Origin of the sequence: Paenibacillus sp. FSL H7-0323 (assembly GCF_038002725.1) — a bacterium.
In the GTDB taxonomy this organism is placed as follows: domain Bacteria; phylum Bacillota; class Bacilli; order Paenibacillales; family Paenibacillaceae; genus Paenibacillus_AQ; species Paenibacillus_AQ odorifer.
This window is the reverse complement of record NZ_JBBODB010000001.1, coordinates 2,317,952-2,331,726: the sequence shown is the minus strand read 5'-3', so window position 1 is coordinate 2,331,726 and position 13,775 is coordinate 2,317,952. Positions and strand designations below refer to the sequence as shown.

Annotated in this window: 11 protein-coding genes and 1 pseudogene; 9 read left to right on the top strand and 3 right to left on the bottom strand. The window is 42.6% G+C overall.

All coding sequences use genetic code 11. From position 1 onward, the window contains the following. Nucleotides 1-11: 11 nt before the first annotated feature. Together MHH89_RS10630 and MHH89_RS10625 are read left to right on the top strand one after the other, a co-directional pair. The gene (locus tag MHH89_RS10630; protein WP_341087087.1) at nt 12-1,574 is read left to right on the top strand and encodes a glycoside hydrolase family 3 protein; all 1,563 of its coding nucleotides are present in this window, start codon (nt 12-14) and stop codon (nt 1,572-1,574) included. Nucleotides 1,575-1,602: 28 nt separating this feature from the next. Further along, nucleotides 1,603-2,520, top strand: coding sequence for an N-acetylglucosamine kinase (locus MHH89_RS10625; protein WP_248548596.1), 918 nt, complete (start codon nt 1,603-1,605; stop codon nt 2,518-2,520). 96 nt (nt 2,521-2,616) lie between these two features. On the opposite strand, the gene MHH89_RS10620 is transcribed toward MHH89_RS10625, so the two are convergent. Then, nucleotides 2,617-3,825 carry a GNAT family N-acetyltransferase gene (locus MHH89_RS10620; RefSeq protein ID WP_076278678.1) on the bottom strand — a complete coding sequence of 403 codons (1,209 nt, stop codon included), beginning with the start codon at nt 3,823-3,825 and terminating at the stop codon, nt 2,617-2,619. Between the two features lie 193 nt (nt 3,826-4,018). Between MHH89_RS10620 and MHH89_RS31315 the strand changes: the two are divergent. The 3 genes and pseudogenes from MHH89_RS31315 to MHH89_RS10610 all read left to right on the top strand — a co-directional run. Continuing rightward, nucleotides 4,019-4,171, top strand: a pseudogene (locus tag MHH89_RS31315) (PTS transporter subunit EIIC); the annotation flags it as partial. Nucleotides 4,172-4,529: 358 nt separating this feature from the next. Then, the gene (locus tag MHH89_RS10615; RefSeq protein WP_341087083.1) at nt 4,530-5,618 is read left to right on the top strand and encodes a DUF1648 domain-containing protein; all 1,089 of its coding nucleotides are present in this window, start codon (nt 4,530-4,532) and stop codon (nt 5,616-5,618) included. A 210-nt stretch (nt 5,619-5,828) separates the two neighbouring features. Further along, complete coding sequence (locus MHH89_RS10610; protein ID WP_076281577.1) at nt 5,829-6,818, top strand: aldo/keto reductase family protein; 990 nt, start codon at nt 5,829-5,831, stop codon at nt 6,816-6,818. Nucleotides 6,819-6,826: 8 nt separating this feature from the next. On the opposite strand, the gene MHH89_RS10605 is transcribed toward MHH89_RS10610, so the two are convergent. After that, the gene (locus MHH89_RS10605; protein ID WP_076127169.1) at nt 6,827-7,726 is read right to left on the bottom strand and encodes a LysR family transcriptional regulator; all 900 of its coding nucleotides are present in this window, start codon (nt 7,724-7,726) and stop codon (nt 6,827-6,829) included. Between the two features lie 205 nt (nt 7,727-7,931). Between MHH89_RS10605 and MHH89_RS10600 the strand changes: the two genes are divergently transcribed. The 4 genes from MHH89_RS10600 (at nt 7,932) to MHH89_RS10585 (ending at nt 13,198) form a co-directional block, all read left to right on the top strand. Continuing rightward, complete coding sequence (locus MHH89_RS10600; RefSeq protein WP_254847675.1) at nt 7,932-8,720, top strand: zinc-dependent alcohol dehydrogenase; 789 nt, start codon at nt 7,932-7,934, stop codon at nt 8,718-8,720. 43 nt (nt 8,721-8,763) lie between these two features. Beyond that, the gene (locus MHH89_RS10595; protein ID WP_254847676.1) at nt 8,764-8,940 is read left to right on the top strand and encodes a hypothetical protein; all 177 of its coding nucleotides are present in this window, start codon (nt 8,764-8,766) and stop codon (nt 8,938-8,940) included. A 15-nt stretch (nt 8,941-8,955) separates the two neighbouring features. After that, nucleotides 8,956-9,789, top strand: a complete 834-nt coding sequence (locus MHH89_RS10590) for a sugar phosphate isomerase/epimerase family protein (RefSeq protein ID WP_076127166.1) — start codon at nt 8,956-8,958, stop codon at nt 9,787-9,789. Nucleotides 9,790-10,081: 292 nt separating this feature from the next. Then, a complete protein-coding gene (locus MHH89_RS10585; RefSeq protein ID WP_341087076.1) occupies nt 10,082-13,198 on the top strand; it encodes an ATP-binding response regulator in 3,117 nt (1,038 codons plus the stop codon). Here the strand turns inward: MHH89_RS10585 and MHH89_RS10580 are convergent. Beyond that, nucleotides 13,182-13,730, bottom strand: coding sequence for a CDP-alcohol phosphatidyltransferase family protein (locus MHH89_RS10580; RefSeq protein WP_076218725.1), 549 nt, complete (start codon nt 13,728-13,730; stop codon nt 13,182-13,184). The genes MHH89_RS10585 and MHH89_RS10580 overlap by 17 nt on opposite strands. Nucleotides 13,731-13,775 lie beyond the last annotated feature (45 nt).

Genomic DNA, 13,775 nt, shown 5'->3' with positions numbered 1-13,775 from the left:
GTGAATAATTGATGAGAACAATAGAACATATGAGCCTGCGCGAAAAGATTGGACAAATGTTCGTAACAGGCTTCCCTTCAACCGAGATCACTCCTGAGCTGAAGGAAGTTATTGAGCATTATAAAGTCGGCAATATTATTTTATTCTCACATAATATCGACAATAAATATCAATTAGGCGAGCTTGTTACTGAGCTGCAGCAATGGTACACGACACATACTGGTATCCCGGGCTTTATTACGATCGACCAAGAAGGCGGTCGAGTCACTCGTATGCCTAAAGACGCGACCAATGTTGCTGGAGCCATGGCAATTGCTTCTTCAGGACGACCTGAAAATGCGTATGCAGCAGGCAGAATGACTGCCAGAGAATTGAAAGCATTAGGTATTAATTTTAATCTAGCTCCAGTTATGGACGTTAACAATAATGCATTGAATCCAGTCATAAATGTTCGTTCCTATGGTGATTCTGTTGCAACAGTATCCCAGTATGGAATTCAAATGATGAAGGGATTGCTCGATGGAGGCGTCATGTCCTCACTTAAGCATTTTCCAGGTCATGGTGATACAAATGTCGATTCACATATTGGCTTGCCTACCATTGAAAAAACACTTGAGGAATTAGAGCAGCTTGAGCTGCTGCCGTTTAAGGCCGCAATTGAGCAAGGCGCTCAAGCGATTATGAGTGCACATATTTTATTTCCGAAAATTGAAAAATCCGGTGTGCCCGGAACTATGTCTCATACCATTATTACAGAGATATTAAAAGGAAAATTAGGATATAAAGGGTTAGTTGTATCAGATTGTTTAGAAATGGACGCGATCAAACGATACTATGGTACGGCAAAAGGAGCGTTAGGAGCTGTTAAAGCAGGTATTGATTTGGTATTCATTAGTCATACTCCTGAGACAGTGAAGGAAGCGATTCATTTGATCGAAGAAGCTGTAGCCACCGGTGATTTGGATGAAGCGCTGATTGATGCAGCTGTTACAAAAATTTTAGCTTATAAAGCACAATATGCGACGATTGAGGAGCTGGATTATGAACTAGTTGGCTGCGATGTACATCGCCGAGCAAATGAGCTAATGCGTACGGAAACGATCTGCCTCATGAAAGGTGAGCTCCAGCCCATTCATACCAGTGACGAGCAAGTGTTATTTATGGGTTCCTATTCATACCGCACCGATCTTGCCTCCAGCAGCTTGAATCAAGCTCTTAGCTTTCCGCAATATATGGGGGAGCATTTTAATACAGCTTATGAGATTATCGACATTAACCCGAGCGAGGAGCAAATCAACGCTGCGCTGCCAAAGGTACAAGGCTACAAGCATATTGTTATCGGCTTGTTCAATGCGCGTGAAAACAAAGGTCAGCTTGCGCTTGTTCAGAAGCTGCTGGCAGCAGGCTGCAAAGTAACGGCCATTACATTAGGTCGCCCGTATGACTTACCGTTAATCGAAGGCGAGTTCTGCGGAATTGCGGCATTTGAGTATACACTTGATGCATTCAAATCACTCCTTCCAATCCTAAATGGTGAGGTTGTACCCACCGCCAAGATTACGATACAGATGTAGATAAAAAGTACAACAAGGGGACATAGGTATGGCATTTATCGTTGGAATTGATGGGGGTGGCACGAAAACAGCTGTCACCATTACGCATGACCAGGAAGACTCTTTATTCACCTTTACTGTAGGGCCTATTAATTATAACGGTGGTGATGCTGATGCTATTGCCGCCTCCTTTGAGGAAATTTTTAGTCAAACGAAGCTCTACTGCGGTAATTTACAAGAAGTTGCTCATATATGTATAGGTGCGGCAGGAATAAGTAATCCGCTGGTCATCAATTTTTTGGAGCAGCATGTGAGAAATAACGGTTATATCGGGCCATTAACGATTACAGGCGATCAAGAAACCGCATTATACGGGGCACAAAATGCGATGCAAGGCATCATTCTCATTGCCGGTACAGGATCGATTTGCTTCGGGGTCAATGAAAAAGGAGAGCAGCATCGCACAGGAGGCTTTGGTCATTTGATTGATGACGAGGGAAGCGGTTATAGCATTGGGCGCGATCTATTATCCGGATTAGTTCAAGTGGAGGACGGAAGAATAACCGATACGGTCATCCCAGCGATGGTATATGAGCAGCTTGGCTTAAGCACTGTGAAAGAGATTATTGGTTTTGTTTATGATAAAAATACGACGAAAAAAGATATTGCGCAGCTCGCACCGATTATGACGACCGCATGCGAGAAGGGCGATGCACATGCAATAGCGTTAGCGGAGAAATGTGCAGCCAATCTATATGAGCTTGTTGTGCCTGTTATTGAACGGCTTAAGCTATATGAAAGTCCGATTGCGATTGCAGGAAGTGTGCTGCAAAAGTCTCGCTTTGTGAAAGAAGCCTTGGAGCGAAAGCTCGCACAGAGCTACCCGCAAACAAAGCTGATTTTGCCGATTAAGGATGCAGCCTACGGTGCTGTCCTGTTAGGAAGATCAAAAATGAACAACGACTAGTTTTTATCGCTATGGAAAAATAAGGGTGTGTCATAAGTCCGAGCAGTTGGACTTGCGACACACCCTTATTTTAAAATGGTAGGAATCAAAAATGGCTTAAAATTTATCGGTCAAATAAAACACGGCTTGTTGTTTCGGAAATAGAGCTTGAAGGATGTTAGCGTCCTCCGTACTGTCCTTTGCTGCGCCTGCTTCATTATAGCCGAACATGATATAAGTCATTAGCTCGCGTTCATCTACTTCTATTGAAGTATAGGGATTGGTATGATTACTAGCATCGGAAACAGAAAGCTGCTTTTGCTTATAATCCAAGTAGATACAGTCCTCATTGCTGCGAAGTGCAATATGCAGCTCCTGGCCTGCAATTATGTTGCTACGGTTTAGGCGATCTTCTAATTCAGGCTGAAGCTTATGGAAAGTTGAACTGAGATTGATCATTTTCCACATCGCCATATTGATTTGAATTGAATTTGCTTGATGCTGTTGGTAATAGGAATATAGCTTATGGTCCTCTGGGAGCATCGCTAATATTTGCTTTGCATTTTGGCGCAGCTGACATAAGGCATGAAACAAAGCTTCAACGCCGTTTTCGGCTTCGTTCAAATACAATAATTCATTAATAAATACTTGTTCAGTATCTTTCTTTTCAATGATGCCATAAGCGACGATTTTCCCATTTCTGCGAAGGAGCAAGCAGTCAACTTTCTTCCATTCCGGCCAGGTCAATAAATCATTCCAATACGTTTTACTTCGGATCACGGTGTAGGTACGATTCTTATTAAATTGTTCATAGATGAAACGGATATCATCGAGATAACAGGCTTCAAAAGGAATGATTTCATCACTGCTTTGCTGCTGCTCCAAACTTGCTGGTTTTTCAATTGCGAAAGCAGTCTCGGGAATAAGTCTCCAGCCAGCTTTTTCATAAAACGCATGCTTACTAGCCAAAAGCAAGCTTATATCATAATCGGTTTCTTTCATATAGTTGGTCTGCGCATGAAGAATTTTGTGTGCAAGCCCCAGCCCGCGGTAATTTAGATCTGTACCGACACTCCCCATTGCACCCGTTTTCAAGATCGCTTGACCGACTCTAATATGAAACGGAAAAATTTGTACATTAGATGCAATCTTATCGTCAACCATCGCAAACCATGTTGTATCTGGATCATATGTGGTGTCTAGGTCTAATCTTTCTTGGAAATAAGCTCGGCCTACGGAAAAGCATTCATCTAAAATATCGTAAATATTTTCAAGCTGCTCTCTAGTTGGATGGTTCATTACGATGATGTTTGGTGTCGTCGTCATCTTCATTTCCTCCTGCGCCGTAATGTTGGGATAAATTTAATAAATGAAAAAAACGATTTTTTGGAATTTAATTTCTTATTTATAGTTTAATATTGAAAGAAAAATTCGTCAATAAAAGGAACGTGTGGAATCATAGAAGTGATACAAAATTTAGATTGCTCAATATAGTCAAATGAGTATTAGGAAAATAGCGACTTCGGCTGAGCAATTACAAGCACAAAGTGCACAAATGAAGGCGCAGCTTAAAAAGAAGAATGATAAACCGTTCAAGAACTTTTTGCGAAAAATCGGAAATATTTTCATACCAATGATTCCTGCATTTGTTGGAGCGGGTTTAATTGCGGGGAAGTATGATTTCGCAAATTGAGCTAAGCATGGATGGACTTATTTATACTCTGACGCAGTGATCCGCACGATTGCAGATACGAGGCGAGTCCTTTACCTACACAGAATTTCAAACAGATGTACTTGCCATAATTCAGTTTTCAGATGAGTAGCTCTGCGTAGCAAAAAAACTGGATAAATTGTTAATTTCACCCCTTCAGTCACTAAAATCGATTATAATAAAATTTATGTTCAAGTCGATCACCTATCCTAAGTTAATAGGATCATCATACGCAAAAAGGCATAGCGCTGAATCGCCTATGCTATAAGGGTTATAGAGTTTTTAAATACACACTTATGTATAAGAGGAGGCGAATGATATGACGATAATGCCTGTTATAGTAATGATCTTTGTATTTGTACCTACCATTGTACTCATGGTAAGCATGCCTTATTTAACAAGAGAGACGATTAGTTTTGGGGTCACCGTCAGCCCTGTACAATTCCATAGTGAGCCTCTGCGCCAGATGCGGAAGTCATATGCTAGGATTAGTGCTACCGTGCATACCATCCTATTCATGGTTTGTATCCTCTGTCTAATATACGGTGATGAACATTCCAAGCAACAAAGTTGGATCATTGTCACTTATTCACTCGCCATGGTCGTAATCTCCCTAGTCATAAACATTAGCTATCATTTCAAAATGAAAAGTTTACTACCTATGCTGCCTATTGCTCTGGAACCATCGATCATGGCAGTGGACACTGGATTTCGGAAAAGAAACATTGGCTTGTCTAATAATTGGTTCCTCATTCATGTTTTAATTACTGTTGTTAGTATTGTAACTGTGCTGCGCAACTACGATCTGATTCCTGATCAGATTCCGATCCATTACAACAGCAGTTGGAACGTAGACCGCTATGCAGCTAAATCTTTTAGTTCTGTGTTTATGCCTACGATCATGCAAGTGTTCATAACACTTTTGTTCATATTTGAGAATTGGAGTATTCGCAGAGTAAAGCAGCAGGTTCAACCCAATGATCCTAACCGTTCCATCAGACAAGACGCAGCTTACCGCCGTACTTGGTCATATTTTATGCTTACAGCAAGCTTCTTAATAGTTATCCTGTTTTCCGTCGTGCAACTAAACATGATATCTCTGCTTAACATGAGTTTCGCTATCCCTATTATCCTAATCATAATAGCCCTTGTCATCCTATACGCCTTGGCCTTAACGTTCTGGGCTGGTCAGGGCGAAAGCCGCTTGGAGCGATCTGCCGATAGCTCCAATGTCAGACCTGTCCATGACGATGATAAATGGCGATTAGGTATGATTTATTTCAATCGCAAAGATCCAAACCTAATCGTCAAGAAAAGGCTCGGAGTCGGCTGGGGATTAAATTTCGGTCACCCAGTAAGCTGGCTGTTTTGGCTCGGAATTATTGTACTGTTAGTTGTGGTGCGGTAACAAGGCTTGGAGGTTAATACTCACCGGAGTATAGGCGAAGTTAGAGTTTCGAAACAGAATATGTACCGAAAAAAACGCCTAAAGGGCGTTTTTTATTATCTTTAAGGATCTCAGTAATATTTTTTTTGAATTAAACCGCATATTAAAGAGTATTTCTCGTATTAATAGCTCTTTGTTACAATCAGATTGTTATCTAAAGGAGGGTATAAAATGAACTATCGTAAATTAGGAACGAGCGGCTTACATCTAAGTGAGATTGCTTATGGTAATTGGATTACACATGGTGCTCAAGTGGACAATGATACTGCCCATGCTTGTGTTCGCGCTGCATTGGAAGTAGGGATCACAACATTTGATACTGCAGATGTATATTCCGATACGAAAGCTGAGATGGTGCTGGGCCAAGCATTAAAAGGAGTGCACAGAGCTGATATCGAATTGTGTACCAAGGTGTGCCATCCCACAGGGACGGGACGTAACGCAAGAGGTCTGTCCCGCAAGCATATTATGGAGGCGTGCCATGCTTCACTGAACAGATTACAGACCGATTATATTGATATCTATTATGCGCATCGCTTTGACGCAACAGTATCCCTTGAAGAGACCTTTTTGGCTTTTTCGGATCTGGTACGTCAAGGTAAGGTTCTCTATGTCGGGATAAGTGAGTGGACGGCGGATCAGATAGCAGAAGGTGCTGCTTTGGCGAGAGAATTAAAGGTGCCATTAGTGGCTAGTCAACCTCAATATTCGATGTTATGGCGCGTGATGGAGACGGAGGTAGTTCAAGCTTGTGAGCGGGAAGGGATTGGACAGGTGGTCTGGTCGCCGCTTGCTCAAGGGATTCTTTCAGGCAAATATATGCCAGGTCAACCATTGCCAGAGGGTTCTCGTGCTTCAACAGCTGCGGGCTCACCATTTATGAATAAATTGGCGGGTCAGTGGCTTCGGACTGAGGTGCTTGAGGCGGTCTCGAATCTCTCTTCCATCGCCAGCGAAGTTGGGTTGACGCTTCCGCAGTTGGCTATAGCATGGGTGTTGCAAAATCCACAAGTCTCATCTGCAATTATTGGGGCATCCAAACCTGAGCAGGTTATAGAAAATGCCAAAGCTGCGGGAGTTCGTCTGGATAGGGAAGTGATGTTGGAAATCGATAGGGTGCTAGAAGGACTCGTTGAACGTGATCCTAGAAAAACGGGCTGAATATTATATTATTCACCATTAATAGCTTCTGAACTCATTTGTCCTATGATCTCTAGTAACGCGGATAAGGAGGCACGATCGCAATCGGTTCTCCAAGCGGCATAAAGGGGAATCGATGGTGTGCTTTCTTCAAAGGGACGAAATGCGACACCTTCACGCTGAAAAATAGCAACTGATGAGGGCACAATGGAAACTCCAAGATTAGCAGCTACCAAGTTTACAATGGTGTACATCTGAATGGCTTCCTGTACAACATTCGGATACATGTCGTGTTGGGCGCAGAAGCTCATAATGAGGTCATGAAAAGGAGCTCCTAAATGACGTGGGAACGATATAAATGGCTCTAAAGCTAAAGAGCGAATGGATAACACCGGTAAATGAGCTAGGTGATGCTGCTCTGGCAAAACGGCAATAAGCGATTCATTGACTAAGGGACGATGCTCGATATGTTTGCCCGACTCTGTATAACGTACAAATCCAATGTGAATCGTTCCTTCATGTAAAGCCTGCCACTGCTGAGCAGACGTCATCTCATGTAATGTGAGTTGGACTTGTGGATAACGTTCCCGAAACATTTTTAACATATCAACCAGTACTCCACCAGCTGCAGAATCTATAAATCCAATGTTCAAATGTCCGATAATTCCTTGATCGACTAATTGTGTTGTTTTAATAGAGCGTTCCAGTTGAGATAAAATGGATTTAGCCTCCTCTAGAAATACCGCCCCCGCTGACGTGAGACGAACTTGTCTTTTATTCCGTTCTAATAGTTTCACGCCAATCTCATTCTCCAGAGCTTGAATTTGCTGGCTTAAGGGAGGCTGCGTCATATTTAGCTTCTCAGCTGCACGGTTAAAATGCAGTTCCTCTGCTACTGCGATAAAGTATTGTAATTTTTTTATGTCCATACTTTTCATTCTCCCTTGAAATGCTTCTCCAAGCAAGTATAAGGATCTTTGAAGAAAAATGAAAGGAATGACATGTCGTCTCCTCACTTAAACTCTACCTCCCATCTTACTTTTAGACAAAAAAACATTTTTGCAGTCAAAGACATGATGTGTAAAAACGCATACATTTAAATAGAAAGTTTGAGGATCATGGGAGGTATTGAGGATGAAAAATAGAAAGATAATGTTTATGAGCCCATACCATGTGGAAACGGTCGAAGAGGAGCTTGTACTTAAGGCATTAGGTGACCATGAGGTGCTTGTAAAATTGATTTATTCGCTGATTAGTCCGGGAACGGAGATGGCAATGTTATCTGGCAAAGAGGATTGGGCAAAACTCCCGCTTTGTCCAGGTTATGCAAGCGTCAGTCGTATCGTAGAATGTGGTAAAGGTGTTCAGGAATTTCAAGCAGGCGATGTGGTTTTTCATTACGGGAATCATAGCGAATATCAAGTTGTCGGGGCTCAGGATGTTTTCATTCGGGTGCCGGATACGCTAGACTTGAAATGGGTACCGTTTACCCGGATGGCTACGGTAGCTTTTACATCGATACGTGTGTCAGATATCGAACTTGGAGACAAAGTGAGTGTGACAGGTCTTGGATTGGTAGGCAATCTTGCAGCTCAATTGGCGCGTTTGCAGGGGGCTACGGTAATTGGTATGGATTTGTCCAAAGAACGGCTGCGGACCGCGCGTCAATGCGGTGTGGATTACACCCTGGACAGTGGCGAAGGATTGGTGAAAGAGCAGATTATGACGTTAACTAAGGGCAAGGGTGTTTCCAGTCATATTGAGGCAACCGGTGTTTCCAAAGTTGAAGTTGATAGTCTTCAATACATCGGCTCACAGGGAGAAATCATCTTTTTGGGCAGCCCGCGTGGAGAATACAATACAGATATTACGGATGTGCTTAATTACTGCCATCTGTATAACCGGGGGATGCATTACATTTAAAGGCGCTCACGAATGGCGTTATCCAACAGAGCCTAATTCGTTTGTGAAACATTCCTTGGTGCGTAATTCTGGCATTGTCTTCGAGCTTATGCAACAACAGAAGCTGCACATCGAACCTTTGATTAGCCATGTCATCAAGCCGGAGCAAGCTAGCGAAGCCTATGAGGGATTAAGAACCAACAAAGATCAGTACAATGGCGTACTGTTTGATTGGTTATAAAGGGGGAGAACGACGATGATAAGAGGATTAACAACAGCGGGATTGGGAGAAATTGCTTCTAATGAAGAATATATCAGACTTGCGAGCCAATTCGGGTTTCAGGCCATAGACGTCAATCCATTAGAGTTGGTACAGCAGTATGGCAAGGATGGGGCTGTCCAATTACTGGAAAGTCATGGCATCATGCTAGGATCATTTGGTTTAGAGGTAGATTGGCGCACGACAGAGGAAAGCTTTAGGGAAAGTCTGAAATCGCTTACGCTGATGGCTGAGGCCGCTGCTGCATTAAATTGCACCACATGCTGTACCTATATTTTGCCTTCGACAGATCTTCCGGTCGCACCGTTCATGATTGCAGCCACTAGACGTTTAAGACTATGTGCAGAAATATTAGGCGCCTATGGTATTTCGCTAGCCTTAGAGTTCGTTGGTCCTCATCACTTACGTACACAATGGGCAAATCCGCTAATCTGGACGATGCAAGATACGTTGGACTGGATGGATACAATTCAAGTGAGAAATATCGGTTTGTTACTGGATTCCTATCATTGGCATACGAATGGATTAACGAGTGAGGACCTGCTGAAATTACAACCGCATCAAATTGCGTATGTCCATATTAATGATGCTAAACCTCTGCTGATAGAGGAATTGCTTGATTCCGATCGATTGTATCCAGGGGAAGGATCCATTGATCTTACCGGATTCTTGGGAAGCTTGAAAAAGATCGGATACAAGGGCGTTATCGCTCAAGAAGTGCTAGCGCCAGCTTCATCACAAAGTTCATCTGAACTATTTTCTCGTTCCAAAGCAGGCTTCGATAAAGTATTCTCATCACTGGAAATCTAACCCCATCGAATCCAACATTGGAAGGAGCGTTAAGGATGAGTCTGTTCAGTCGGACGTTCAAAACAAATGTGGGAGTAATGCCTAGTAAGTTCGCCGCGATGCGATCTGCTTTAATCAATAAATCGCAATAAAAGAATCGACCATCTGCTCTATGGGATGGTTGATTTTTTTCCTCTGAACATAGGAATACATACGTCTATAGGCCTCTTAATATAGTATAATCATACTGTATTGCTCAAAGTTGGAGATAGGGATATAGCACTATTAAATACTATTGACGAATGAGGAGTCTATGAGAACTTCGGAGAATAAAATTAAGTTAAGTCATATGTTGTACATAGTAGTATTTATCTGCCTGCTGATTGCAATACGCTGGAGCTGGTACAATCATTTTAATCTGTCTAATCCTCCTGTAGTGGAGCAAGGTGTGCTCGATTTGCGGGGAGTAGACCTTGAATCACTAAGCTCTTTTCCATTGGATGGAGAATGGGAGTTTTATCCTCAACAATGGGTGAACGCTGCCAATATGGATAGTGTTTTAAAAGGCCAGATGCTTCAGGTGCCGGGTAACTGGAATTCTGTATTCAATTCTGCTGAGCAAAAGAAGGCGTATGGATACGGAACTTATCATTTGCGGATTCTGCTAGATCGTCCCTTGTCTGAGCCACTTAGCTTTTGGTTCCAATCCATCTATACTTCTTCTGAAGTGGAGATTAATGGAACAGTCCTCTCACGGTTTGGAGTGTTATCTGACGAGAAGGAAGAGCATGTTTATGTGACGAAAGCATTCTTAATCAGTTATACACCTACAGATCAGAAGCATCTGGATCTGTTTGTTCGGACGTCAAATTATGAGTCTCCACTAAAAGGAGGCATAATTCGGTCCGTGGAGTTTGGCATTCAACATGAGGTAGACACTATATACTGGAATTCCATTGGCTTGCAGCTAGTCGTAGGGGTCATGCTTCTTCTACATGGGTTGTATTTATTGATTATCTATCTGATGGATGTACGAAAAACAGAGCTGATTATTTTTTTCCTAATGATGGTCGCTGCGGCTGTATCCATTGGGGTTGAACATAATGGACTGTTGTTCAGGTTTCTTCATGTTGATTTTGCCTGGATGCTGAGGTTAAAGGTTCTTTCGTATATAGGGTTTTGTTTATTCCTTTTATTGATGGGAAGAGAACTATTGGGGAATCGACGGAAAGGCAAGGCGTTTTATAGTTACATCCTGTCAGTTCTCATTTTTACTTTATTTATTATTGTAGGTCCTGAAGAGGCAGTGTTATATATCATCGGAAAAGGGTATTACATGATCCTGTATTACGTTCCAGTGTGTTGGACGGTATATTATTTTTGGAAGATGGTAGCCTTACGAGCTGAAGGTGCTCTATTTTTATTGTTTTCAGTGTTAGCAGTACTAAATAATATGTTGTGGGGGGCTGTCTACTATGCCGGTAGCTCACAATTTATGTTTTATCCCGTAGATTTAATTGCTGCCCTTGCCGCATTTTCTGCCTATTGGTTTAGGAGATATTTTCATCAATCCCATCAAAATGTGTTACTGAACGCTCAATTGGCGGAATCCAATAAATTAAAGGACCGTTTTCTAGCCAATACGTCACATGAGCTGCGCACTCCACTGCATGGGATTATGAATATTGCCCAAAGTGTGTTAACAAGAAAAAAACATGTGCTGGATGAAGAGAGCCAACGTGACATGGAATTGCTAATTATGGTCAGTCGCCGGATGTCGCTTATGCTGAATGACTTGCTTGATGTTGTGCGATTGCAGGATAAGCGGATTGTGATGAATATAAAGGCGCTGCAAGTGAGGTCATTGGCTGAAGGTGTACTGGATATGTTACGTTTCTTAACCGGTGGGACGAAGGTGGAGCTTCGAATGTCTATAGATGAGAATCTGCCGCGTGTTTATGCTGATGAGGAGCGATTGGTGCAGATTCTGATTAATTTGGTTCATAACGCACTAAAGTACACCGAACAGGGAAGTGTTGAACTGGCCGCAGAACAAGTGGGTGGGGATGTATGGATACATGTTACGGATACAGGAGTAGGTATGGATGAAGCTTTGAAAAAGCGTGTTTTTATGCGCTATGAACAAGGGGCTTACGGTCAAGGCGGCATTGGGTTGGGGCTTAGTATCTGTAAGGAGCTGGTCGAACTGCATGGCAGTGAATTATTGCTGCAATCGCAGCCGGGTCAGGGAAGTAAGTTCAGCTTCAAATTACCTGTAGCTAAAGGGAGCCTGAAGTCATCTATTCCAGATGTTCATACAGAAAAAGATTCGGATCCATTGTCACCGTTCAGTACGTGGATAACTGCGGAGAAATCAGCTATGGTGGCTGCCACCTATAACACAAAGGAAGTAGAGGCACTCTCGAAGCTCGATACAGACTCTGACATCATACATGTGCTGGCGGTTGATGATGATTCGGTCAATTTAAAAGTTCTGCAAAATATTTTATCAGATGGAGCCTATCGGATTGATACAACGACTTCAGCCCGTGAGGCGCTGGATATGTTGCATCATGAGCTGTTCGATTTGGTTATCGCTGATGTGATGATGCCGGGCATGTCTGGATATGAATTGACAAGATTGATACGCGAGCGGTTCACGATGTATGAACTTCCTATTATTCTATTGACCGCTCGCAGTGAGCAGGAGGATGTCTATGCAGGTTTCTTGGCTGGCGCTAATGACTATGTAACCAAGCCAGTAGATGCCATGGAATTGAAGTATCGTGCTTCGTCGCTCACTTCTATGAAGCAAGCAGTCAATGATCGTTTGAGAATGGAGGCTGCTTATTTACAAGCGCAGATCCATCCACATTTTCTCTTTAATACATTAAATTCGATTATGTCCTTGAGTGATTTTGACACTGTCAAAATGAAAGATCTTTCAGATGCATTCACTACTTATTTGCGGATCAGCTTTGACTTCTTAAATGCAGGCAAACTTGTTTCGCTGTCGCAAGAGCTGGAGCTGGTCGAGAATTATGTATATATCCAGCAGCAGCGTTTTGAGGAGAGGCTGCAGGTTGAATGGGAGGTAGACGCGAATCTACAGCTTCTAATTCCTCCGCTGACCATTCAGCCACTGGTCGAGAACGCCGTCCGGCATGGGATCTTAAGTCGGGCAAAAGGTGGAACCTTGCGTATTCACATCGAGACACATGCGGAGGCTGTTCATTTTATCATTGCTGATACGGGGATTGGAATGGATGAAGCTCAAGTCAGTAAGTTATTGCAACCAAAAAGTCTTAAGGATCAAGGAATTGGGCTCCTTAATACAGATCGGAGATTAACACAATTATATGGACAAGGCTTGAAGATTCAAAGTATTCCTGGGGTGGGAACTACGGTGTCTTTCATAATTCCTGATTAGGAGGGTTGTAAAACCATCCTTTTCTGTCCAGCTGTAATTGAGTGGATGTGATTTGAATCATCAATTCTTCCACGGCGGATAAGGTTGCAACTATACAGACAATGGTTGTCCAAATGGTGGGGTTACTATGGGAAAGCCATATAGGAGTTACAAATAAGAGAAGCCCGGTGAGTTTATTGCCGTAGGTATGGATACTTGCGTAAGTTTTGAATCTGCGGAGGGCAATCCCTGTCGATGTTATGCGGATGGCCGCGATCAAGAAGATCCATAGGATGAATTTGAGGGTAAGACCCAAATACGGATACAAAGTAAATAAGCAGATCCCGATTAGTATCGTGTCGGCAGCAGAATCTAGCTTTGCTCCGAGATTACTTGTTGTGCCTGATTTTCGGGCAATTGGACCATCTATCAGATCGGTGACTCCGCAAAGGATATAAATTGCAAGAAAGGCCGAACTTAGCGGCTCGAAGAATAACAGCATTATTGCCAAAATAATTCTGCCAAGTGTAATACAGTTAGGTATAACTTTCAACTTCAATCCCACCTTTGTTCATGACCTCATTTAATTCTATTGTAC

Excerpts from the sequence above, each read along its gene's own strand:
- MHH89_RS10620 (WP_076278678.1), bottom strand. The coding sequence starts at position 3,825 with ATGACGACGACACCAAACATCATCGTAATGAACCATCCAACTAGAGAG.
- MHH89_RS10600 (WP_254847675.1), top strand. The coding sequence starts at position 7,932 with ATGAAAAATAGAAAGATAATGTTTATGAGCCCATACCATGTGGAAACG.
- MHH89_RS10585 (WP_341087076.1), top strand. The coding sequence starts at position 10,082 with ATGAGAACTTCGGAGAATAAAATTAAGTTAAGTCATATGTTGTACATA.
- MHH89_RS10590 (WP_076127166.1), top strand. The coding sequence starts at position 8,956 with ATGATAAGAGGATTAACAACAGCGGGATTGGGAGAAATTGCTTCTAAT.
- MHH89_RS10630 (WP_341087087.1), top strand. The coding sequence starts at position 12 with ATGAGAACAATAGAACATATGAGCCTGCGCGAAAAGATTGGACAAATG.
- MHH89_RS10605 (WP_076127169.1), bottom strand. The coding sequence starts at position 7,726 with ATGGACATAAAAAAATTACAATACTTTATCGCAGTAGCAGAGGAACTG.
- MHH89_RS10615 (WP_341087083.1), top strand. The coding sequence starts at position 4,530 with ATGACGATAATGCCTGTTATAGTAATGATCTTTGTATTTGTACCTACC.
- MHH89_RS10625 (WP_248548596.1), top strand. The coding sequence starts at position 1,603 with ATGGCATTTATCGTTGGAATTGATGGGGGTGGCACGAAAACAGCTGTC.
- MHH89_RS10610 (WP_076281577.1), top strand. The coding sequence starts at position 5,829 with ATGAACTATCGTAAATTAGGAACGAGCGGCTTACATCTAAGTGAGATT.